The organism is Streptomyces albospinus, assembly GCF_014648695.1.
Taxonomy (GTDB): domain Bacteria; phylum Actinomycetota; class Actinomycetes; order Streptomycetales; family Streptomycetaceae; genus Streptomyces; species Streptomyces albospinus.
On record NZ_BMRP01000064.1, the window covers coordinates 14167 to 34849 of the forward strand.

A 20683-nucleotide genomic window follows, 5' to 3' on the forward strand; every position below is an offset into this window, starting at 1 on the left:
GTGTTCGTAGGGTGAGTGGGGTGATCGAGACTTCCCCCTCTTGCCCTGCCCGGGTCGATGTGGTGCTGCCCTGTCTGGACGAGGTCGAGGCCCTGCCGTGGGTGCTCGACCGGATCCCGCCCGGCTGGCGCGCCATCGTGGTCGACAACGGCTCCACCGACGGCTCGGCGGACATCGCCCGCGCACTCGGCGCCCACGTGGTGACCGAGCCGGTGCGCGGCTTCGGCGCCGCCTGCCACGCCGGCCTGATGGCCGCCACCGCCGACGTCGTCTGCTTCTGCGACTGCGACGCCTCCCTCGACCCCGCCCTGCTGCCGGACATCGCCGCACCCGTGCTCAACGGCACCGCCGATCTGGTGCTGGGCCGGCGGCGCCCCACGTCCCCCAAGGCGTGGCCTGTGCACGCCCGCCTGGCCAACCTGGAACTGGCCCGGCTCATCCGCAGACGTACCGGGGTGCGCCTGCACGACCTCGGCCCGATGCGCGCCGTCCGCCGTGAGGCTCTGCTCGCCCTGGACCTGACCGACCGGCGCTCCGGCTACCCGCTGCAGATGGTGGTGCGCGGCGCCGACGCCGGCTGGCGGGTGCGCGAGACGGAGGTGCCCTACCACCCGCGCACCGGCCGCTCCAAAGTCACCGGCACCTGGCGGGGCACCTGGCAGGCGGTACACGACATGCGCGCCGTGCTCGCCGAGACGCCCGCCACCACGACCGCCGTCGCCGGCGTGCGGGGAGGCGGACGATGAGCGCCCTGCCTCCGGTGACCCTGCTGGTGATCGCCAAGGAACCCGTGCCCGGCCGCGTCAAGACCCGGCTCACCCCGCCCTACACGTCCCAGGAAGCAGCCACCCTGGCCGAGGCCGCCCTTACCGACACGCTCCACACCCTGCTTCGAGCCCCCGCACGCCGTCGCGTCCTCGCTCTCGACGGCACCCCTGGCCCCTGGCTGCCACCCGGCTACGAGGTCGCACCTCAGAGCCCCGGCGGCCTGGACGAGCGGATCGTCGCCGCTTTCGCCCACTGTGACGGTCCGACACTTCTGGTCGGGATGGACACCCCGCAACTGACCGCCGACATGATCGCCGACGTCGGCCGGGACGGCCGCGATGCCTGGTTCGGTCCGGCCGCGGACGGCGGCTTCTGGGCGCTGGGCCTCGCCGATCCCGCCCGGGCTGGTGCCGTGGTCCGCGGGGTGCCGATGTCGACGGACCGCACGGGCGCGATCCAGCGCATCCGCCTGGTCGAGGCGGGACTGGCCGTGACCGACCTGCCGGTACTGCGCGACGTGGACGTCGCAGCCGACGCCGCAGCGGTCGCCGCCTGCTGTGTACGGGGCTCCCGCTTCGCCGCCGTCCTCAACTCGATGGCAGAGGTGGTCCGATGAGCGGGACGGCGGTCGGCATCGATGCCGCAGTGGCCGAGTGGCCGGAACCGGCCATGGCGGAGTCCCGGGCGGAGAGCCCGACGGTGGTCATGGCCAGGAACCACATGCCGACGCTCCCCGTCCGCCCCACCGTGCCTGTGGAACCGGGCACCCCGTGGATCGACGATCCCTATGCCCACGCTCTGCGCACCGGACGCGGCCCGCTGTTCCTGCGCCGCCTGTCACACCCTGATCGCCCCGACGGCTTCGGCGAGGAGCACGTGCTGCCGCTGGACGTGGAGCGCTGGTGCGCGCCTGCCGATGCGGCGGACACGAGCGTGCTGCGCCGATGTACGGGCTCCGTCCTGGACGTGGGTTGCGGACCGGGACGCATGGTGGCCGCACTGGCCGCCCGCGGCGTACCGGCGTTGGGCGTGGACCTCAGCCGGGACGCCGTGAAGCGCACCCGGCGCGGTGGTGGCGCCGCCATTCAGCGGTCGGCCTTCGACCGCCTCCCGGGCGAAGGCCGCTGGGGCACCGTGCTGCTGATGGACGGCAACATCGGCATCGGTGGCGATCCCGTCGCCCTGCTTCTCCGCATGCGCGAACTCATCGCCCCCAGCGGGCTCTTGCTGGCCGAGACCGCCCCGCAGGACGTGGACGAGCGCCTCACCGTGTGCGTCGAGGACGCCCACGGCCACCACGGGCGGCCCTTCCCCTGGGCCAGGCTCGGCACCACCGCGCTCCTGAACGCCGCCGACTCCGCCGGCTGGATCCTGACCGGCAGGTGGACGGCCGGGGAACGCCCGTTCGTGGAACTACGCCTCCGACACGCGAATCGCCCCGACGCGCAGCCCCCGATCACCGAAAGGCCCCACCACTCATGACCGACAGCGCCGCAACGCGTTGGTCGGCCCCCCGGCCCGCTGAGCCGTTGCCCGACCACCCCGCACAGCCGGTGAACCGCCGCGCCGGCCGTACGCGTACCACTCTGACGGTGGCGGTGCTCGTCGCACTCGGCGTAGTCGTCATCGGCACCCTCCACGCCGGCGACAACCAGAGCGCCCCGGGCCGCCTGCTCGTGGGATACGCCATCGCCTGGGCACTGTTCGCTGCCGGGGTCTGGGCCGTACGCAAGGTCCCCGCGCGCGCCGCGACCTACCTGGTGCTCGCGGGCTCGGCCGCCGTCGCACTTTCCGGCCTGGCCGCACCGCCCCGCACCAGCGACGACATGTACCGCTACGCCTGGGACGGCCGCGTGCAGGCGGCCGGTATCTCCCCCTATGCCCACCCGCCGGCCACCCCCCAACTCGCCCACCTGCGGGACGAGTGGCTGTTTCCCACCCATGGAGCCTGCGACGGCTGGGGACTGAGGCGCACCGACAGCGGGGCGTGCGTCCGCATCAACCGGCCCACCGTGCCGACGATCTACCCGCCCGTCGCGGAGGGCTGGTTCCTCGCCGTCCACACCCTCTCGCCACCGGGTACTCGTCACAAGCCGCTCCAAGTGGGCGGCGCGATACTGGCGTTCGGCACCACCGTCGCCCTGCTCGCCGTCCTGCGACGACGCGGCGACCCGCAACGGGCCCCTGCCCGGGCTGCACTGTGGGGCTGGTGCCCGGCCGTCCCTTTCGAGGCCGTCAACAACGCCCACATCGACACCCTCGGCGTCCTGCTCACCGTGCTGGCACTCGGCTCCGCCACCGCCGGGGCGCGCCGCGGCGCCCTGCTCGGCGCGGCCATCGCGGTCAAACTGCTGCCCGTACTGGCGCTGCCCGGCGCCCTGTCCGGACAGCGCAGCGCGCGACGCATCGGGCGCGTGGCGGCGGCTGCCCTCGGCGCGGTCGCGCTCGCCTACCTGCCCTACGTTCTGGTCTCCGGTGCCAGCGTCCTCGGCTATCTCCCCGGCTACCTGAACGAAGAGGGCTACGAACCCGGCAACGTACGCCGCTTCGCATTGCTACGGCTGATCATGCCGGACTCGACCGCCGGAATCACCGCTGTTGTCCTGCTCGCGCTGACGGCCCTGTTCGTATGGTGGCGCGGCGACCCGACACGCCCCTGGAGCGGTGCCCTCCTTCTGACCGGCACGGCTCTGCTGCTGTTCTCGCCCAACTACCCCTGGTACTCCATGCTCGTCATCGCCCTCGCGGCCCTGGACGGCCGCTGGGAGTGGCTCGCCGTAACACTCGCCGGCACGGTCCTCTACCTCGCCGGGCGACTGTTGCCCGGATTCCCTTTGCAGGCATGGGCCTACGGCGCTGCCGCTCTCACTGTGGCACTGGGTGCCTGCCTGAGAGGCATGAGGCCAACGCAGCCCTTGCTGATCGGCCGTGAGGCGGTCGGGCGAGCGAGAGTCGGCAGCCTGATCGGCCGGGTCCGGCAACAGCTTCCGCCTCGCCCTTGAGATCGTCGAACGCACCGCGACGGCGCCACTGGATTCGTGGTGATCCCGCGCAGGTGGGTGGTGGTCAGAGGCACCTGGAGGAGGCAACCCCGGCCACATGCACGCAAGCGGCGCAGGGGTGACCAGGGGGCCTGAGCTGCATGGTGCTGGGATGGAGCGCGCGTGCTGGGACCGCGCTGGGAGACCCCTCCAGAAACACGATTCCGTCGTCGAGAGACCAAGAGGGATCCGGTGCATGAGAGAGCGGACCCGGTTGAAGAAGATGCAGTACCGAGCCGACCTCCTCGACGGCTTCATCGCCGAGACCGGACTCAACCTCACCCCGTCCTAACCATCACCCCAACACGCAATCCTCAGTTGTCGCGCCTGGGGGGGGGACAGCCGGGTTGCACCGTTCGGCTGGTGGTGTGCGCCCACACGAGTGTGAGCGGGGGCCGTGATCACGTTAGGCGCGTGTAATCGACTGCGGCAGTGACATTTTTGGTTGTTCCACCGGATCTGTACGGGAAGCACCTCTGCGGCTGATCGCTCATCTTGGGGGAGTGGGCTCTGAAGAGGGAGGAGACGGCTGATGGACAGTGGCGGACGGCCATCAGTTTCCGGCTCCTCCGCGGAACGGGACGAGGCGCACGTGCGGCGGCGTATGGGGCGGATCGGCGCCGCTGCGGCGGCCCGTGCCGCAGCGGCCGTCGCTCATGGCCGGGCCATCGCGCGGCGGATCAGACAGACGCCCCCGCCGCCGGGGCCCTTCCGCCCCGAGTTCTGGCGCAGTCCCCTCCGCGGTCCCTGGCTGACGTCGGTGTTCGGCCTGATGCTGCTGATCGGCATCCCGCTGTTGTTCGTGACCGGACTGCTGTCCTACGCCGCCTACAACCCGGGACTGAGCCCCCTCAACGACAAGACCCCCGACAAGGGTGTGCTGGGTTTCTACCTCTTCTCCTGGCCCACGCACCCCTACTGGCTGTACCGGCTGACTCAGGGCGTGCATGTCACGCTGGGTGTGGTCCTTGTGCCGGTGCTGCTGGCCAAGTTGTGGTCGGTGATCCCCAAGCTGTTCGAGTGGCTGCCGGTGCGCTCCGTCGCGCACGGGCTGGAGCGGCTGTCTCTGCTGATGCTGGTCGGCGGGGTCATCTTCGAGTTCGTCACCGGCATCCTCAACATCCAGCTCTACTACGTCTTCCCTGGATCGTTCTATCGTCTGCACTTCTATGGCGCCTGGGTGTTCATCGCCGCCTTCGTCGTTCACGTATGCCTCAAACTCGGCCGGATGACGAGTGCCCTGCGCTCTCGCAGCCTGAGTGCCGAACTGCGCACCGACCTGGCCCACACCCGGCCGGAGCCCCCGGACCCCGACGGCTTGGTGGCGGCCGCCCCCGCCCCGGCGACGATGACCCGCCGCGGCGCGGTGGGCATGGTGGGAGCGGGATCGCTGCTCTTCCTCGTCGTGACCGCCGGACAGAGCATCGGCGGGTGGCTGCGCGGCACCGCGCTCCTCGCGCCGCACAACCGTGACCCGGGCAGTGGCCCGAACAGCTTCCAGATCAACAAGTCGGCGGCGGCCGTCGGTGTCACCCCCGCAGTCGTGGGCCCCACCTGGCGGCTGGAGATCCACGGCCACGGACCGGCACGGGTCTTCACACGCGAGCAGCTTCTGACGATGCCCCAGCACGCCGCCGCACTGCCGATCGCCTGCGTGGAGGGGTGGTCCACCGATGACCAGCACTGGAGCGGCCTGCGGCTGGCCGACCTCGCCGCCCTGGCCGGCATGCCCGACGCCGGAAGCGTCCTGGTCGAATCCCTCCAGCCCGCCGGCTCGTTCACCAAGGTGGTGCTGCGGGGCAACCAGGTCCACGACCCCCGAGCCCTGCTCGCGCTGCGTGTCAACGGGGCGGACCTCTCCCTCGACCACGGCTATCCGGCCCGCGTCATCGTCCCGGCCAATCCGGGTGTGAACAACACCAAGTGGGTGCACCGGCTCACCTTCAGGACGTGACCATGGCACGCTTCGTCCGCTGGTACGGCTCCGGACCGCTGCACCTTCTCGTCCTGATCTGCTCTTTCGCCCTCACCGGCTACGCCTTCGTGCGCCTGTTCGCTGTCGGGCCGATCGAGGTGGCGATCTGGTTCGTGGGCGCGGCGATCCTCCACGACCTGATCCTGCTGCCGCTGTACTCGCTCGCCGACCTGACGGCCCACTCCGTACTGCGGCACCGCCCTGCTCGCGTACCGCAGGTGCTGTGGATCAACTACCTGCGCGTACCCACATTCTTTTCCGGTGCGCTGCTGCTTGTGTGGTTCCCCCTCATCCTCGATCTGGCGGTCCCGTACCAAGGCGCCGCCCGGTTGCCCGAGGGCGTCTACCTCGGCCGATGGTTGGCGATCACAGGTGTGCTGTTCGGCGCGTCCGCGCTGGCCCTCGCCGTCAAACTGGGCCGCATCCGGCGAGCCGCCCGCGCCGACGAGGAACGGCCCCCACCCGGCCACGACGCCAAGCCGTGACGACCGAGGAGAACCGGCCGCACTCCGGACACGAGGACCCCTACGCACTGGCCCTGCAAAGCGGTCGCGCGCCGGCCTATCTTCGGTTGGCGGACGGGCGCCGGACCCGGCTGCCGGTGCACCGCTGGTGCGCGCAGCCCACCAGGGCCGACCGGACCCTGATGGAGCGCTGTGTCGGCCCCGTGCTCGACGTCGGCTGCGGACCGGGCCGACTGTGCAGGGCACTCCTTCGCCAAGGCGTCTTCGCCCTCGGTATCGACGTCGCACCCCACGCGGTCGCCCGGACCATCGCCCTCGGTGGGACCGCACAGTGCCGGTCGGTCTTCGACCCGCTTCCCGGCGAGGGAGACTGGCAGACCCTCCTGCTCGCCGACGGGAACATCGGCATCGGCGGCGACCCGCACGCCCTGGTGCGCCGCTGCGCCCACCTCATCTCCCCGATGGGTGTCCTGCTCGTCGAGGTCGACGACAACGACGTCGAGGAACGCTGCACAGCCTGGTTCGAAGACACCCACGGCCACCGCGGCCCGCCATTCCCTTGGGCGCGGCTGGGGGCGCCGGCGCTCCGCCGCATCACCGACGACCTCGGCCTCAGCGTCACCGACCAGTGGAAGAGCGGCCCCCGCAGCTTCCTCGCCCTCGGCCGCCCGGGCTCATCCCCGGGCGGGCGCGCCCGACGCGGGGAGAGCGATGTCGTGACGAGGACACCAGCCGCGTGGCGGTGACGAGTCGAGCGGGTGGCAGGGCCGGGCCGCCACCCTGCCAGGGCAACCGCCTGCGGCGGGACGTGCGCTCCGCGGACCGTGCTGCTTGAGTGAGGTGAACCCGACGCGCAGGGAGGCTGTGATGGACGACCCGCCGGTTCCCGGAGCGGCCTGCGTCGAGGGCGACTACCCGGGTCGTTCAGGTCCGGCCGCGTCGCCAGGCCGGAACGGGATGGGCCGTGGCCGGTGAGCACGCGACCTATCGGTGATCACGCCCTGCTTTCCGACTGCCGCTCGGCCGCCCTGGTCACCTCCGACGGTTCGGTGGACTGGCTGTGCCTTCCCCGCTTCGACAGCCCGGCGATCTTCGCCCGCCTCCTCGACGAGAACGCCGGCCACTGGTCCATCCGCCCCGCCGGACCCGCCGACGTCAGCCGCCGCTACGTCGAGCAGACCCTTGTACTGGAGACGACCTTCCGCACGACCGGAGGAACAGCCGTCCTGCGCGACGCGCTCGCCCTGGGACGGCGTGAACGCGGACACGCACTCGGCACCGCCTCCCCTGGAACCCTCCTACGGCAGATCACCTGCACCGAAGGACAGGTGCCTGTCGAGATCGCCTATGCGCCGCGCCCGGAGTTCGGGCTCGTCCACCCGCTCCTCTCACCCGTCGGGGGCGGGCTCGCCGCCTACGGGGGCGCCCACGTACTGCTGCTGTCGAGCCCCGTGGACCTTGCGGTGAGTGGTTCCACCGCGCACGGCCGGATCACGCTGCGGGCGTCGGACCGTCTCGGATTCGCCCTGCACATCGGGCCGGCCTGGGGAAGCGAGCCCGCGCCCTGGGGTTCGCGACGCATCCGCCGACGTCTCAACGACACCGCCGAGGGCTGGCGTTCGTGGTCCCGGCTCCACCGCGGCTACGTCGGGCCCTGGCAGGTCGAGGTGGGCCACAGCGGACGCGTGCTGCGCGCGCTGACCTTCGCTCCTACGGGAGCCATCGTCGCCGCGGCCACCACCTCCCTGCCCGAACGCTCGGGCGGGACACGCAACTGGGACTACCGCTACACCTGGGTCCGCGACGCCAGCTTCACCCTGCAGGCACTGGCCACCGCCGCCTGTGAGAAGGAGAAGGACAAGTTCTTCGACTTCCTCGCCCGAGCCGCGGCAACCCAGCTCCAACGGGGCGTGGATCTGCAGATCATGTACGGCATCGGCGGCGAACGCGACCTGAGCGAGCGGGTCCTGCCCCACCTGGCCGGCTGGCGCAACAGCACCCCCGTGCGTACCGGCAACGACGCATGGCGCCAACGCCAACTCGACGTCTACGGCGAACTCCTCGACGCGGCCCACCAGACCCTCCCGCCCGGCGGGAGCCTCGACCCGCCCACCCGGGACTTCCTGCTCCAAGCGGCCGAGACGGCCGCGAGCCGCTGGACCGAACCCGACCAGGGCATCTGGGAGAGACGCGGGCCGAGCAGGCACTTCCTGCACTCGAAACTGATGTGCTGGGTAGCCCTGGATCGCGCGATCGCCATGGCCCCCGCCCTTCGGGCCGACGCACACGTACCCCACTGGCGGAGCGAGCGTGACCGGATCCGCCAAGCCATCGAACAGCGAGGATGGAACCCCCGGCTGAGCGCCTTCACCCAGGCATTCGAAAGCGACGACCTTGACGCCTCGTCACTCATGCTCCCCATCGTCGGCTTCCTGCCCCCGCACGATCGCCGCGTCCAGTCCACCGTGCTGGCGATCGCCACTCACCTCACCGACCCGGGCGGCCTGGTCCGCCGCTACCGCGGCGACGAGATCGAGGAAGAGGAGGGAACCTTCCTGCTGTGCACCTTCTGGCTCGCCCACGCCCTCGCCCTGACCGGCCACACCACCCGCGCACGGCAAGTGTTCCAAACCGCCGTCGCGCACGCCAACGACGTCGGCCTGCTGGCCGAGGAGACCGACTCCACCACGGGAGAGGCCCTCGGCAACTTCCCCCAAGCCTTCAGCCACATCGGGCTCATCAACGCCGCCCGAGCCATCCGCGACGCCGAGCGGCAACCCGCAACACGAAGAACCGGACACTAACCCCCACTGGAGCGACCCCGAAGTCGGCAAGGCGGGGACAGTTCACCTCGGCGGCACGCAGCACGAGATGTTCTGCCAGGAGACCCTCACCGCGAAGGGCATCGCCATCGACGAGCCCTTCGTGCTCGTGGTCGGCCCCATGACGGCCGACCTTGGCCGAGGTATGCCTGGCAGATGCCCGGTGTGGGCGTACGCGCACGTGCCGAACGGCGACACGCGGGACCCGGTTGACTTCATTCGTTTATGCGGGCGGCCTGGAAATGACCCTCGGCCAAAGGGCGCCCGAGTTGCGCGGCGATGCGGTACGGCTCCGGGCAATGGCAGGCGACGCACTGGACGAGCTGCATGAGGTCCTGGGGGCGCTGGGCCCACCGGACGCCGTGCAGACGGATGCGAGAGGGTCACGTGCCGATGTGGAGGCGCTGGCCGGGGCCTCGTCGGCGGCGGGTGCCCGGGTCCGCCTGGACTGGACGGGTCCGGACGTGGCAGACGCCTCCTCGAGTGTGTGCCGCGCGCTGGACCGCGTGATCCGCGAGGCCCTGACGAACGCGCACCGCTACGCGCCGGGGGCAGCGGTGACAGTAACCGTGTCCGTGGACGAACGGCAGGTTCTCGACGCCGACCGCAGCCACATCTCGGCGCGCAGACTCGCCCGGATGCTGCTCACCAGGCCCGACAACCTCAAGGCCGAACATCACGACCTCCTGGACCGGCTCACCGCAGCCTGCCCTGAAATAACCCAACTGGCCACCCATATCAGGGACTTCGCCCAGCTCCTGACGCCTCACGCAGGAAATGCCGACGCGCTCGCGCACTGGATCGTCCAAGTCCGCGCAGCCGACCTACCCCATCTGCACGCCTTCACCCGGGGCCTGGAGCGAGACCGCGATGCCGTGATCGCCGCGCTCACGCTCCCGTACAGCAACGGCCCGACCGAGGGCGTCAACACCAAGACCAAGCGGATCGCGCGCCAGATGCACGGACGAGCAGGCTTCACCCTTCTTCGCCACCGCATCCTCCTCGGATAACAGCACGCTCCGTCACCACCGAATGTGAGACAGGGCCGAACGTTTTACAGTCCCCCTGGCACTCCTCGGCCTCGGATGATCACGAACCGGACGTCACACGACTACGCCGAAGCGCTGCCCCGCGCGCCCGCCGAGTTGCACGGTGACCCGCATGGCGCGGCGAGAACACGACCAGGAAGCGCGGGAGGCGCAGAGCCCGCAGGCACCGGACGGTGCCCCGGCCCACCTGCGGATCGACTGGAAGCTGGACCGCGACGACATCGACGACGGCGGCACCCACGGGCCGCCGCTCACCTACAAGGGCGTTCCGTTCACCGGCGAGCTGGTGGAAGCCATCGGTGATCAGCTGCTGTATCAGGACTTCTACGTCGACGGCTACGCGCACGGACCGGCCCGCTCGTTCTGGGCCGACGGACCGTTGATGTCCGAGGGCCTCATGGTGTGGGGCCAGTGCCACGGCGTGTTCCGCTCCTGGAACCACGACGGCACCCTGGCCGGGGAGCAGGTCTTCGACGATGAGGGCGACTTGACCGAGGTATGCGGGAAGCCGCGCTAAAGCTCGCCGGCCGGGTGGTCGATCCGGTCCGGGAAGGGGACTTTGGGGTTCGGGTCGACCATGAAGGTCGGAGTCGTCCCGGACATGCTGAGGTACCCGTTGATGCTCTGCCTGACGCTGAACCCGTATCCGTCGGGGCTGCGCGCGAACCCGTCAAGCGGCGGCGAATCCCTGGAGGTCCGCATCGTCCAACCCCGGTCGCTCCAGACGCGCATCACCATGTCGAGATACGCGCCGGAGGTGTCGGGCGTGGTCCCGACCACCCAGTACCCGATGTCGAAAACGGCGGACCGACCGACGTCACCGCCCTCGTCGCCATCAGCATCGTCATCGTCGAATGGACTGCCGAACAGGGTGGCGCCGTCGTGCATCCTCGCCTTGGGGAGGTCCGGATGCCACAGCGCGAGGGACAGTTCGGCGGGCAGCGCCCGGAGCGTTTCGGTGAGATGCCGCAGCAGCTGGGCACGGGCCGCGGCCTGCGTGACGATCGGCAACATACTTTGACCTCCTGAAGGGGGGAACCATGGGTCCCATAGCCGGCGCGCAGGAAGAACTGGACCGCCTGGGCCGAGCCCTACGGTCTCAACTGTCGATGATGATCGACGACTTGACCCCCGGCAGCGATCTGAGCCTGCTGTTCCTCAACGAGCCTCGGGGCGTCGACGGGCATGAACCACCCCGCTACCAGTACGCGGCAGAGTTCTTCACCGGAAAGCGCCCCGCGCATGTCAGCGCCGCCGACATCGCGTCCCGCGCGGCCGCCCTGCTCACATCGGCGGGCTGGCGGCAGAGCACGACGACATCGCAGGAGAACCCTGGCCGGAAACCCCGCATCGTGGTGACCGGCCGCCACGACAACGGCTGCACCATCGAGATCCACATAACCAACGACAACGACCCCGTGCCCCCGTCCAAGGTGTGGTTCAGAGGGCGGACGCCGGCGATGGCCCTGCGCGAGCCGGAGGAGTTCCGGTGGCCGGAGCCGATCCGCACCGCCGAAACCGTCACGTCCGGACACGTGCTGTGCTACGAGTGCGACGGCCTGGGGCGATGCCCCGAGTGCGGGGGCCGCGTCTGGGTGCCGGACGAGACGCGCGGCCGGGAGAACTGCCGTGCATGCCGCCGGACCCGCGTCTGCCTGATCTGCCGGGGCGCGGCCCAGTTCCCCATCTCCGAGCTGTCCTCGTACCAACGCGGCTACTACCCCGAGTTGGACCGGTAGAAGGCCTGCCCTAGGCCCCTCATCTGCCCCCCGGTACATCCCGCCCGGCAGCGCTTCGGCCGGCCCCGGGCGCCCGCACTCGGTGCACTCCACGAGGTTCCGGCGCCCCGGGCCTACCTCCCTGACCGGGCTGAGCGGGGCTCGCTCGGGTGGCAGCTTGTCGCGCGGGCGACGAAGGCGCGGGGATCGTTAGATCTGACCTCACCGCGCTGCGGCTCCAGGTGGGCAACCTTGATCAGAAGGTGGCCAACCTCGACCAGAAGATCGATGAGAAGATCGGCGAGCTCAACGAAAAGATCGACCGCAACCAGGCCCAGATCGTGGAACTGCCGACCGCCCTGGTCGGCAAGAACCCGAACGAAAGCTGATCACGTGCCGGCGAAGGCGACCGAGATGGAGCGGCCCGCCACCCAGCTGGGCCCAGCTGGGAAGCGGGCCGTAACGAGCGAACAGCGGCCTATCGTGAGCGCCGGCCGAGGGTGGGCAGCCCTCCCGAGACCGTCCGAAGGCTCACCGACCGGTCCCGGTCATCGACCTTCCGGGGGGTGGCCCGCGCAGCCTCCGCGAGCTGTCTGCGTTCTGCTTCGCGTTCCCGAGCGGCCGCGGCTTTCTTCTGTTCGGTGGTCTTCTCGTGGCGGCATCCAGCACCATGTCGATGCAGCGGCGCGCTGCTCCCGGGGAGCGTGATCCTTCGACCAGCAGCCCTCTGTCCCTGTTGCGCGTGAGTACGAGCTTGCCCGGGGTGTACGGCGGGTCCGGAACGTCGACTCGAAACCCCTCACCGGCACGCAATGCTTCCAGGACGGTTTCGAGGCCGTCCACGCTCCTGGGCACCTTCACCTCGGTCACGTCCCACTTCGTGTGGCGGAACAGTGAGGCGGCGAGGAGCTGTTCGCCGTCATAGCGGTGGTAGATGGTGATCGTGGGCCAAGGCCGGCCTTCCATGCGATTTCGAGCCCGGCGAGCTGTGAGGCGAGCTCCTGCTGGGCGGTCGAGCAGCGCGCATACCCGATCCGGATCGGCTTGGCCGCCGCGGCGGTCGGCGCGGCCTCGACGGGCGGGCCCGCCTTCCACGGCCGCCCCGGGTCGCGGTCCTCCGGCGTGATCACCTCCAGTTCCTCGCGGAGCGCGGGCACGAGGATGAAGCGGGCGGTGTGGTACTTCGTCGCGCATTTTCCGCTCCGGCCCGGCGGGCGGGCGGGATCATGGCCGGTTCTGGAGAAGCCTTTGCAGCCGTTCGCGGGTGGCGCGGGGCAGGCCGGCCACGACGCGTTCCCAGGAGTACTCGATCATGTCGGCGAGCTCATCGGAGGGCACGGTGCCGTCCAGGACCACGGTGTTCCAGTGCCGCAGGCGCGCGTAGAAGCTGGGGCGGACGGACGGGTACTGCTCGCGCAAGTGCAGGGCGGACTCGGGATCGCTCTTGAGCGTCACCTGCTCTGGGCGCGAGTCACCAGCCTCCGTCAGGATGGCGAAGATCTTGCCGCTGACCTTGAACAGGGTCATCCCGGGCCCGGGCTCACCCTCCGTCGCCTCCGGCAGTCCCATGGCGAACTCCGCGACTTCCGCCGGCGTCATGGGCGGTACCTCCCTCGCATTGCGGTCCGGCGTGGGCCCTGGAGCCCGGGGCCCGCGCGGTGGTCAGCGGTAGGCGGCGGGGTCGGGGGCCTTGCCGGTGGTCATGAGCTCCTCGAAATACCGTGCGGGGTCCGGGGACGAGCCGTCGACGTCCGTGAACCCGTACTCCTTGGCCAGGGCCCCGGCGGACACCGAGCGGCCGTTGAGGCGGGCCACGTCCGGATCGGAGGCGAGCGCCGTCACGGCTCGTGCGACGTAGGCGGGGGTCTCGGAGACCGCGAAGGTCGGGTCGACCTTGCAGCCCTCTCGCCAGTTCTCCTCACGCACCCCGAACATCTCCAGCACCGCCTCGGTGCGCATGAATCCGGGGGTCAGGCTCACGGCGGTGCAGCCGTACTCGGCGGTCTCCGCCGCCAGTGCCTTCGCCATCCTGATCGGGGCGTACTTGGCCAGGTCGTAGTAGAACGGCTCACGGTAACGGCGGTTGAACTCCTCCGTACCGTCGGTCATCTCCACCACCAGGCCGCCGGGCCGACGGATCATCAGCGGCAGGGCGTAGCGGCTGGTGACGAAGTGGGTCTCGACGCCGAGCTGCAGCATGCGCAGCCCCTTGTCCATGTCGCATTCCCACATCTTCTTGCCGTGCTCGACGAGGCCGTCGCCGCCCCAGACGGCGTTGACGAGCACATCCAGCCGCCCCTGCTCCTTGTCGATGCGCTCGGTCAGCGCCCGCACCTGCTCCGGCTGGAGGTGGTCGACGACGACCGCGATGCCCTCGCCGCCTGCCGCCGTGACCAGCTCGGCGGTCTGCTCGATGGTCTCTGTCGGGCGCCCGGTCTCGCTCGCGCTGCCGTGGGTGGTACGGCCGGTCACGTAGACGGTGGCGCCGGCCCGGCCGAGCTCGATGGCCATGGCCCGGCCCGCACCCCGGGTCGCCCCCGCGATCAATGCCACCTTCCCGGCCAGTGTCTTCCCCTGTCCCTCGCCCATGCCCGTGCTCCTGCCTGTGACCTTGGTGTTGTCCTGAGAAGTCATAGCGGAAGCATCACCTCCGTATAGGACAGGACGCGTCCTATACCGAGCAATCGGCGCCCATGCGGATATAGGACAGGAATCGACCTATATCCGTGTCAACCTCTCGATACGGCGCCTCAAAGGCAACAGGAAGGCCAGCAGTCATGACCAGCAACACGGTTGACGCGGACGCCAGCGAGCTCGCTCACGAGTGGGTAGACGCCTACAACGACCAGGACTTCGACCGGTTCGGGGCGCTGTGCACCGATGACGTCGCCTACACCGTCAGGGCGTACCAGCTCGTCTTCCATGGTCGGGATGCCTTTGTGGGCCACATTCAGGAGTACGCGGCCGCCGTCCCTGACCGCAGGGACTTCGCGGGGACCAGCTCCGGGGCTGTGCCGGACCTGCCTCCGGCCGGGGAGCCGGTCACCCCCAGCTTCTGCACGGTCCTGCAGCTGCGCGCGGGCAAGATCGCCTCGCAAGACGACTACGTCGGCTAGTGGCGGCTTCGCCCGAAGGTAAAGGGGGAGCACTCGGCCACGCGTACGCGGTCGAGGCACCCAGACGGACCGGCAGCCGGCCACGGCGTCGGGCACCAGACTGAGCAGGCGGCGGCTGCGAGGAGACCGTCGATCAGGGTGACCCGGCCCTCCGTCTTGAGCGCGGGGTTGTCCGCTCGGTGATTCCCCCCGTTCGTTTGGCGTAGTGCGGCCCGGCGTGTGGAACGGTCTTCCGTCCCGAGGCACACTGATCGGTGTGCGCGCAGGTGTGCCGCGCATCGGTGATGGGGCTCACCGTGAACCGCGGGCTTGCTCGCTGACGGTCCCTGGTTGGTTTCCACGCGCCACCAGGAGAAGTCATGCCCGCCCGGTCTCCCGCTCCGCGTCCACCCGGTGTCCTGTGCCGACTCGTCGCGACGCTGCGCGGTCGGCGGGCGCCCCATGTGGTGGGCGATGCCGCAGCCGCGCGGCACGCGGTGGCCGGCCGCTTGCTCGGGGGCTGGGCGTGGTGTAGGGCTGGAAGCGGGGTGCCGGCGAGGGGGAGCGGGCGGCGCGTGCGCTTGCTGATGCTCTGCACGTGTTCACCTCGTCTCACGCATCTCTCACAAACGAGAGCGCACGGGAGCACGCGAGAACCTCTGACCTGGATATTCGCTGTCGCCACGGACCACGATGGACCAGGTGGACATTACATAGGCTAGGAGCATGGCCTACGAAATTCCGGTGACGCAAGCCCGAGCCGAGCTGGCGGATCTGATCAACCGCGTCGTCTACGGCGGCGAGCGGGTGGTCGTCACGCGCCACGGGAAGCCGCTGGTGGCCCTGGTTTCCGCCGCTGACCTGGAGCGACTCGAAGAGCTGGGGCGGCGCGAGGCGGGCGCGGAGCAGGAGCAGGTGATCAGCACGGTCTCCACGGTCCGGCAGCTGCCGTCCGCTGCGGGCGAACGGCAGCGGTTCGGCATCGCGGCAGAACACCGCGACCCGGCTGCCGGGGATCGGCGGCCGGGTCGCGGGAGGTGACCGTTCGCTGCGCCGCGGCGGCCCGTCAGCGCGGGACCGTGCGGTGCTGCGGGGGCGTCAGGAGCTGAGCTGCCACAGGGCGTTGGCGATGGCGTTGCTGTGGTTGTGCAACGCGGTGTCGTCGATGTTCTTGGACGTGTCGCAGGACTGGTGGTAGCAGGCGTCGAACGCCTTGCCCGCGGTGCCGCCCCACTCCTTCGCCTGGGCGTCGGTCTTGATGTAGTCGGCGCCGGAGAACAGTCCGCCGACGGGGACGCCGGCGTTCTTGAAGGGCGCGTGGTCGGAGCGGCCGTCGCCCTCGGTCTCCCGCTCGGTGGGGATCTTCTTGGTGGCGAACCAGTCCTTGAAGACCTTCGTCAGCCGGGTGTCGTATTCGTAGACGAAGTAGCCCGGGTTCGGCGAGCCGATCATGTCGAAGTTCAGATACGAGTCGAGCTTCGCCTTGTCGGCGCCGAGGCTGTCGACGTAGTGCTGGGAGCCGATCATGCCGTCCTCTTCGTCGCCCCACCAGGCGAACCGCAGGTGCTTGGCGGGCTTGAGGTGCTCCCGGGAGACGGCGAGCGCGACCTCCAGGATGCCGGCCGAGCCGGAGCCGTCGTCGTTGATGCCGGGGCCCGCGTCGACCGAGTCCAGATGGGAGCCGGCCATGACGGTCTTGTCCTCGGCGCCGCCCGGCCAGTCGGCGATGATGTTGTAGCCCTTGGCGCCGTTGTGGTCGAACTCCTGGAGCTTGGTGGTGAAGCCGGCGGCGTCCAGCTTGCCCTTGATGTAGTCGACCGACGCCTTGTAACCGGGCTGCCCGTGGGCGCGGTTGCCTCCGTTGGCGTCGGCTATGGACTGGAGCTGGTCGAGGTGTGCCTTGACGGCGGCCACCGGGATGTCCGGTGCGGCGAGCGGCCGGGAGGAGGTGGCCTGGGCCGCGGCGGCGGTGCCCAGCAGGGCGGCGACGGCGGTGCAGGCGCCGGTGGCCAGCACGATACGGCGGGTACGGATTGAGCGGGTCACGATGTGGCTCCGATGCTGGTGTGGGGGGAATGGCGCCCAGCTGATTTGACGCGCACATGAGGATTGCGACCGCGTTTGAAATCAGTCAAGGGCGGATACCGGACAGTGGCGTCCGCGCATCGGAATGGCGTCTGGTTTATGCGGATAGTCCCGATTGGTAGCGGCCTATCGGCGGGGCTTGAGGCTTTCCGGAACGGTTTCCGGGGTATGGAATTCGCCACCGGGATTTCCGTGCAGCCCTCCGGTCCGGGGCGGGAAAGGCGGCAGTGAATCAGGTTGCCACCCGGTAGCGGCCGGTGATTTCCGGCGTGTTACGCCAAGTGCGGCAAGGGTTCCGAGATCCGCCGTCGGCCGTAACAGCGGTGAAATCTCGCCGAACTATGCTGGGCTTGTGGGGCAGTTGATATCCAAGTGCTGGAAGCCGGTTTGCTCCCCCTTTAATCACTGTGTGATACATCTAACCGAACGGGTGTGTCAACGCCTGTGACCTGGGCAAATGCACCCGGGCGGGAACACTGTGAGGTGGAACGTATGCAACTGACCCCGCATGAGCAGGAACGGCTGATGATTCATGTGGCGGCAGATGTGGCCGAAAAGCGGCGGGCGCGGGGATTGAAGCTGAACCACCCGGAATCCATCGCTCTGCTGACTGTGCACATCCTTGAAGGCGCCCGGGACGGTCGTTCCGTCGCCGAGCTCATGTCCTCCGGCCGCAAGGTGCTCACTCGCGACGACGTCATGGAAGGCGTCCCGGAGATGATCCACGACGTTCAGGTCGAAGCGACCTTCCCCGACGGCACCAAGCTCGTCACCGTTCACGAACCCATCAACTGACCGCGGGAGTAATGAAGATGATCCCGGGACAGATCCTCTACGCCGACGAGCCGGTACGCCTGAACGAAGGGCTCCCCCTCACGCGCATGACCGTCCTCAACGCCGCCGACCGCCCGGTCCAGGTCGGCTCGCACTACCACTTCGCCGAGGCCAATCCCGGCCTCGACTTCGACCGCGCCGCCGCGCACGGCAAGCGGCTGAACGTCGCGGCCGGCTCCGCCGTGCGCTTCGAGCCCGGAATCCCCACCGAGGTCGAGCTGGTCCCCATCGGGGGCAAGCGGATCGTCGCGGGCCTGCGCGGTGAGACCGGAGGAGCACTCGATGGCTGATCTGACCCGCCAGGAGTACGCCGACCTGTTCGGCCCCACCGCCGGCGACCGGATCCGGCTCGCCGACACCGACCTGGTCATCGAGATCACCGAGGACCGCTCGGGCGGCCCCGGCCGGGCCGGCGACGAGGCGGTGTTCGGCGGCGGCAAGGTGATCCGCGAATCCATGGGCCAGTCCCGCGCCACCCGCGCCGAGGGGACGCCCGACACGGTGATCACCGGTGTCGTCGTGCTCGACCACTGGGGCATCGTCAAGACCGATGTCGGTATCCGGGACGGCAGGATCACCGCCCTGGGCAAGGCCGGCAACCCGGACACCATGGACGGCGTCCACCCCGACCTGGTCATCGGTCCGGAGACCGAGATCATCGCGGGCAACGGCAAGATCCTCACCGCCGGCGGTATCGACACCCACGTCCACTTCATCTGCCCCCAGCAGGTGGACGAGGCGCTGGCCGCGGGCATCACCACGCTCGTCGGCGGCGGCACCGGTCCCGCGGAGGGCAGCAAGGCCACCACCATCACCCCCGGCGCCTGGCACGTCGCCCGGCTCTTCGAGTCGATGGACAACCTGCCGGTCAACGTCGGGCTCCTCGGCAAGGGCAACACCATGTCCCTGCCGTCGATGCGCGACCAGCTGAAGGCCGGCGTCCTCGGCTTCAAGATCCACGAGGACTGGGGCGCCACGCCCGCCGTCCTCGACGCCTGCCTGACGGTGTGCGAGGAGAGCGGCGCCCAGCTCGCGATCCACACCGACACCCTCAACGAGGCCGGCTTCCTCGGCGACACCATCGCCGCCATCGCCGGCCGCTCCATCCACGCGTTCCACGTCGAAGGCGCCGGCGGCGGCCACGCCCCGGACATGATCGCGATGGTCTCCGAGTCCAATGTGCTGCCCGCGTCGACCAACCCGACGCGCCCGCACACCGTCAACACCGTCGAGGAACACCTCGACATGCTGATGGTCTGCCACCACCTCAACCCGGCCGTCCCCGAGGACCTGGCGTTCGCCGAGTCCCGGATCCGGCCCTCCACCATCGCCGCCGAGGACATCCTGCACGACCTCGGCGCCATCTCGATCATGTCCTCCGACGCCCAGGCCATGGGCCGGATCGGCGAGGTCGTGCTGCGTACCTGGCAGACCGCGCACGTCATGAAGCGCCGCCGGGGCGCCCTGCCCGGCGACGGCCGCGCGGACAACCACCGCGCCCGGCGCTATGTCGCGAAGTACACCGTCAACGCGGCCATCGCCCAGGGCATCGACCACGTCGTCGGCTCGGTCGAGAGCGGCAAGCTCGCCGACCTCGTCCTGTGGGACCCGGCGTTCTTCGGCGTCAAGCCGCAGCTCGTCATCAAGGGCGGCCAGATCGCGTATGCGCAGATGGGCGACGCCAACGCGTCCATCCCCACCCCGCAGCCGATCCTGCCCCGCCCGATGTTCGGCGCCTTCGGCAGGGCCCCGGGCAGCAACTCGCTCAACTTCGTCTCCCGGCAGGCCATCGAGGACAACCTCCCCGAGCGCCTCCCGCTGGCCAAGTCCTTCGAAGCCATCCGCTCCACCCGCGGCGTCACGAAGGCCGACATGCGCAACAACGACGCCCTGCCGCGCGTCCAGGTCGATCCCGACACCTTCACGGTGACCATCGACGACGAGGTGGTCGAACCCGCCCCGGCCGCCGAACTCCCCATGGCCCAGCGGTACTTCCTCTTCTGACGTGCCGTCAATGAACGATCCGGAGCACCATCGATGAGCCGCGCTGCGCTGCTCGTCCTCGCCGACGGCCGGTTCCCCGCCGGAGGGCACGCCCACTCGGGCGGCGCCGAACCGGCCGTCACCGCGGGACGTATCAAGGACGCCGCCACCCTGGAGACCTTCTGCCGGGGCCGGCTGCACACCGCGGGCCTGGTCGCCGCGGGACTCGCCGCGGCAGCCGCCGCCGGCTGCGACCCGCTCCTCCTGGACGACGCCGCCGACGCCCGCACGCCGGTACCGGCGCTGCGCCAGGTCGCCCGGCGGCTCGGCCGCCAGATGATGCGGGCAGCCCGCGCCACCTGGCCCGGACCCGAGCTCGACGCGCTCGCCGCGGCCCGCCCGCGCGGCGCCCACCAGCCGGTCGTCCTCGGCCTGGCCGCCCGGTCCGCCGGACTGGCACCGCTGGACGCCGCGTACGCCGTCGCCTACGAGAACATCAGCGGTCCGGCCGCCGCCGCGGTCCGGCTGCTGAGCCTGGACCCCTTCGACGCCACCGCCGTCCTCGCCCACCTCGCCCCCGACCTCGAACAGGTCGCGGAACAGGGAGCCGAGGCAGCGGCCCGCGTCGCCACCGAAGGACTCGACGCCCTGCCCGCCGCCTCCGCGCCGCTGCTCGACATCAGCGCCGAGGCACACGCCGCCTGGCCGGTGCGCCTCTTCGCGTCCTGACCTCCGCCGCCGCCCACCGCGCCGCGCACCCCGCGGCCGTACGAACCACCGGAGTGACCCACCATGCACCTCGACCACCAGGACGGCTTCCCCGAGCGGCACACCTACAGCGCCGCCGCC

21 protein-coding genes and 1 pseudogene are annotated in these 20683 nt (G+C 70.2%); 18 read left to right on the forward strand and 4 right to left on the reverse strand.

Going from position 1 to position 20683, the window contains the following annotated elements:
- Positions 1 to 20 precede the first annotated feature (20 nt).
- From IEZ17_RS38130 to IEZ17_RS38175, 10 genes and pseudogenes are all read left to right on the forward strand, one after another.
- Positions 21 to 746, forward strand: coding sequence for a glycosyltransferase family 2 protein (locus IEZ17_RS38130; RefSeq protein ID WP_189308217.1), 726 nt, complete (start codon positions 21 to 23; stop codon positions 744 to 746).
- The gene (locus IEZ17_RS38135) at positions 743 to 1384 is read left to right on the forward strand and encodes a TIGR04282 family arsenosugar biosynthesis glycosyltransferase (protein WP_189308218.1); all 642 of its coding nucleotides are present in this window, start codon (positions 743 to 745) and stop codon (positions 1382 to 1384) included. Before IEZ17_RS38130 ends, IEZ17_RS38135 begins: the two co-directional genes overlap by 4 nt.
- Complete coding sequence (locus tag IEZ17_RS38140; protein WP_189308219.1) at positions 1381 to 2250, forward strand: methyltransferase domain-containing protein; 870 nt, start codon at positions 1381 to 1383, stop codon at positions 2248 to 2250. The genes IEZ17_RS38135 and IEZ17_RS38140 overlap by 4 nt, the downstream gene beginning before the upstream one ends.
- Complete coding sequence (locus IEZ17_RS38145; protein ID WP_189308220.1) at positions 2247 to 3770, forward strand: glycosyltransferase 87 family protein; 1524 nt, start codon at positions 2247 to 2249, stop codon at positions 3768 to 3770. Before IEZ17_RS38140 ends, IEZ17_RS38145 begins: the two co-directional genes overlap by 4 nt.
- A 571-nt stretch (positions 3771 to 4341) precedes the next feature.
- On the forward strand, positions 4342 to 5763 hold the full coding sequence (locus IEZ17_RS38150; protein ID WP_229853032.1) for a molybdopterin-dependent oxidoreductase: 1422 nt from the start codon (positions 4342 to 4344) through the stop codon (positions 5761 to 5763).
- A 2-nt stretch (positions 5764 to 5765) separates the two neighbouring features.
- Positions 5766 to 6269 (forward strand): hypothetical protein, encoded by a 504-nt coding sequence (locus IEZ17_RS38155; protein WP_189308221.1) that lies wholly within the window; start codon positions 5766 to 5768, stop codon positions 6267 to 6269.
- Positions 6266 to 6994, forward strand: a complete 729-nt coding sequence (locus tag IEZ17_RS38160; RefSeq protein ID WP_189308222.1) for a class I SAM-dependent methyltransferase — start codon at positions 6266 to 6268, stop codon at positions 6992 to 6994. The genes IEZ17_RS38155 and IEZ17_RS38160 overlap by 4 nt, the downstream gene beginning before the upstream one ends.
- Before the next feature lie 225 nt (positions 6995 to 7219).
- A complete protein-coding gene (locus IEZ17_RS38165) occupies positions 7220 to 9052 on the forward strand; it encodes a glycoside hydrolase family 15 protein (RefSeq protein WP_189308223.1) in 1833 nt (610 codons plus the stop codon).
- A gap of 614 nt (positions 9053 to 9666) precedes the next feature.
- Positions 9667 to 10080, forward strand: a pseudogene (locus IEZ17_RS38170) (transposase); the annotation flags it as partial.
- 151 nt (positions 10081 to 10231) lie between these two features.
- Positions 10232 to 10636: a toxin-antitoxin system YwqK family antitoxin gene (locus IEZ17_RS38175; RefSeq protein ID WP_189308224.1), complete on the forward strand. Its 405-nt coding sequence runs from the start codon at positions 10232 to 10234 to the stop codon at positions 10634 to 10636.
- On the opposite strand, the gene IEZ17_RS38180 is transcribed toward IEZ17_RS38175, so the two are convergent.
- Positions 10633 to 11133, reverse strand: coding sequence for a hypothetical protein (locus IEZ17_RS38180; RefSeq protein WP_189308225.1), 501 nt, complete (start codon positions 11131 to 11133; stop codon positions 10633 to 10635). The genes IEZ17_RS38175 and IEZ17_RS38180 overlap by 4 nt on opposite strands.
- Before the next feature lie 26 nt (positions 11134 to 11159).
- Here IEZ17_RS38180 and IEZ17_RS38185 point away from each other — a divergent pair, with 26 nt between their 5' ends.
- Together IEZ17_RS38185 and IEZ17_RS38190 are read left to right on the forward strand one after the other, a co-directional pair.
- Complete coding sequence (locus IEZ17_RS38185; protein ID WP_189308226.1) at positions 11160 to 11858, forward strand: hypothetical protein; 699 nt, start codon at positions 11160 to 11162, stop codon at positions 11856 to 11858.
- A gap of 149 nt (positions 11859 to 12007) precedes the next feature.
- Positions 12008 to 12226, forward strand: coding sequence for a restriction endonuclease subunit S domain-containing protein (locus IEZ17_RS38190; RefSeq protein WP_189308227.1), 219 nt, complete (start codon positions 12008 to 12010; stop codon positions 12224 to 12226).
- Positions 12227 to 13061: 835 nt separating this feature from the next.
- On the opposite strand, the gene IEZ17_RS38195 is transcribed toward IEZ17_RS38190, so the two are convergent.
- Together IEZ17_RS38195 and IEZ17_RS38200 are read right to left on the reverse strand one after the other, a co-directional pair.
- Positions 13062 to 13436 carry an MmcQ/YjbR family DNA-binding protein gene (locus IEZ17_RS38195; RefSeq protein WP_189308228.1) on the reverse strand — a complete coding sequence of 125 codons (375 nt, stop codon included), beginning with the start codon at positions 13434 to 13436 and terminating at the stop codon, positions 13062 to 13064.
- A gap of 63 nt (positions 13437 to 13499) precedes the next feature.
- On the reverse strand, positions 13500 to 14426 hold the full coding sequence (locus IEZ17_RS38200) for an SDR family oxidoreductase (RefSeq protein ID WP_189308236.1): 927 nt from the start codon (positions 14424 to 14426) through the stop codon (positions 13500 to 13502).
- A 188-nt stretch (positions 14427 to 14614) separates the two neighbouring features.
- On the opposite strand from IEZ17_RS38200, the gene IEZ17_RS38205 reads away from it, so the two are divergent.
- Positions 14615 to 14953: a nuclear transport factor 2 family protein gene (locus tag IEZ17_RS38205; protein ID WP_189308229.1), complete on the forward strand. Its 339-nt coding sequence runs from the start codon at positions 14615 to 14617 to the stop codon at positions 14951 to 14953.
- 705 nt (positions 14954 to 15658) lie between these two features.
- Positions 15659 to 15973 carry a type II toxin-antitoxin system Phd/YefM family antitoxin gene (locus IEZ17_RS38210; RefSeq protein WP_189308230.1) on the forward strand — a complete coding sequence of 105 codons (315 nt, stop codon included), beginning with the start codon at positions 15659 to 15661 and terminating at the stop codon, positions 15971 to 15973.
- A gap of 57 nt (positions 15974 to 16030) precedes the next feature.
- Here the strand turns inward: IEZ17_RS38210 and IEZ17_RS38215 are convergent, their stop codons facing one another.
- Positions 16031 to 16978 carry a M28 family metallopeptidase gene (locus IEZ17_RS38215; protein ID WP_189308231.1) on the reverse strand — a complete coding sequence of 316 codons (948 nt, stop codon included), beginning with the start codon at positions 16976 to 16978 and terminating at the stop codon, positions 16031 to 16033.
- Positions 16979 to 17509: 531 nt separating this feature from the next.
- Between IEZ17_RS38215 and IEZ17_RS38220 the strand changes: the two genes are divergently transcribed.
- The 4 genes from IEZ17_RS38220 to IEZ17_RS38235 are packed head-to-tail and all read left to right on the forward strand — an operon-like array spanning position 17510 to position 20563.
- Positions 17510 to 17812 (forward strand): urease subunit gamma, encoded by a 303-nt coding sequence (locus IEZ17_RS38220; RefSeq protein ID WP_159506771.1) that lies wholly within the window; start codon positions 17510 to 17512, stop codon positions 17810 to 17812.
- 17 nt (positions 17813 to 17829) lie between these two features.
- Complete coding sequence (locus IEZ17_RS38225; RefSeq protein WP_043268469.1) at positions 17830 to 18141, forward strand: urease subunit beta; 312 nt, start codon at positions 17830 to 17832, stop codon at positions 18139 to 18141.
- A complete protein-coding gene (locus tag IEZ17_RS38230; protein ID WP_189308232.1) occupies positions 18134 to 19855 on the forward strand; it encodes an urease subunit alpha in 1722 nt (573 codons plus the stop codon). Before IEZ17_RS38225 ends, IEZ17_RS38230 begins: the two co-directional genes overlap by 8 nt.
- Positions 19856 to 19888: 33 nt before the next feature.
- Positions 19889 to 20563, forward strand: a complete 675-nt coding sequence (locus IEZ17_RS38235) for an urease accessory protein UreF (protein ID WP_189308233.1) — start codon at positions 19889 to 19891, stop codon at positions 20561 to 20563.
- Positions 20564 to 20683: the final 120 nt, after the last annotated feature.

Coding starts and splice junctions, on each gene's coding strand:
- IEZ17_RS38135 (WP_189308218.1), top strand. CDS start 743: ATGAGCGCCCTGCCTCCGGTGACCCTGCTGGTGATCGCCAAGGAACCC.
- IEZ17_RS38140 (WP_189308219.1), top strand. CDS start 1,381: ATGAGCGGGACGGCGGTCGGCATCGATGCCGCAGTGGCCGAGTGGCCG.
- IEZ17_RS38145 (WP_189308220.1), top strand. CDS start 2,247: ATGACCGACAGCGCCGCAACGCGTTGGTCGGCCCCCCGGCCCGCTGAG.
- IEZ17_RS38150 (WP_229853032.1), top strand. CDS start 4,342: ATGGACAGTGGCGGACGGCCATCAGTTTCCGGCTCCTCCGCGGAACGG.
- IEZ17_RS38155 (WP_189308221.1), top strand. CDS start 5,766: ATGGCACGCTTCGTCCGCTGGTACGGCTCCGGACCGCTGCACCTTCTC.
- IEZ17_RS38175 (WP_189308224.1), top strand. CDS start 10,232: ATGGCGCGGCGAGAACACGACCAGGAAGCGCGGGAGGCGCAGAGCCCG.
- IEZ17_RS38180 (WP_189308225.1), bottom strand. CDS start 11,133: ATGTTGCCGATCGTCACGCAGGCCGCGGCCCGTGCCCAGCTGCTGCGG.
- IEZ17_RS38185 (WP_189308226.1), top strand. CDS start 11,160: ATGGGTCCCATAGCCGGCGCGCAGGAAGAACTGGACCGCCTGGGCCGA.
- IEZ17_RS38195 (WP_189308228.1), bottom strand. CDS start 13,436: ATGACGCCGGCGGAAGTCGCGGAGTTCGCCATGGGACTGCCGGAGGCG.
- IEZ17_RS38200 (WP_189308236.1), bottom strand. CDS start 14,426: ATGGGCGAGGGACAGGGGAAGACACTGGCCGGGAAGGTGGCATTGATC.
- IEZ17_RS38205 (WP_189308229.1), top strand. CDS start 14,615: ATGACCAGCAACACGGTTGACGCGGACGCCAGCGAGCTCGCTCACGAG.
- IEZ17_RS38210 (WP_189308230.1), top strand. CDS start 15,659: ATGGCCTACGAAATTCCGGTGACGCAAGCCCGAGCCGAGCTGGCGGAT.
- IEZ17_RS38220 (WP_159506771.1), top strand. CDS start 17,510: ATGCAACTGACCCCGCATGAGCAGGAACGGCTGATGATTCATGTGGCG.
- IEZ17_RS38225 (WP_043268469.1), top strand. CDS start 17,830: ATGATCCCGGGACAGATCCTCTACGCCGACGAGCCGGTACGCCTGAAC.
- IEZ17_RS38230 (WP_189308232.1), top strand. CDS start 18,134: ATGGCTGATCTGACCCGCCAGGAGTACGCCGACCTGTTCGGCCCCACC.
- IEZ17_RS38235 (WP_189308233.1), top strand. CDS start 19,889: ATGAGCCGCGCTGCGCTGCTCGTCCTCGCCGACGGCCGGTTCCCCGCC.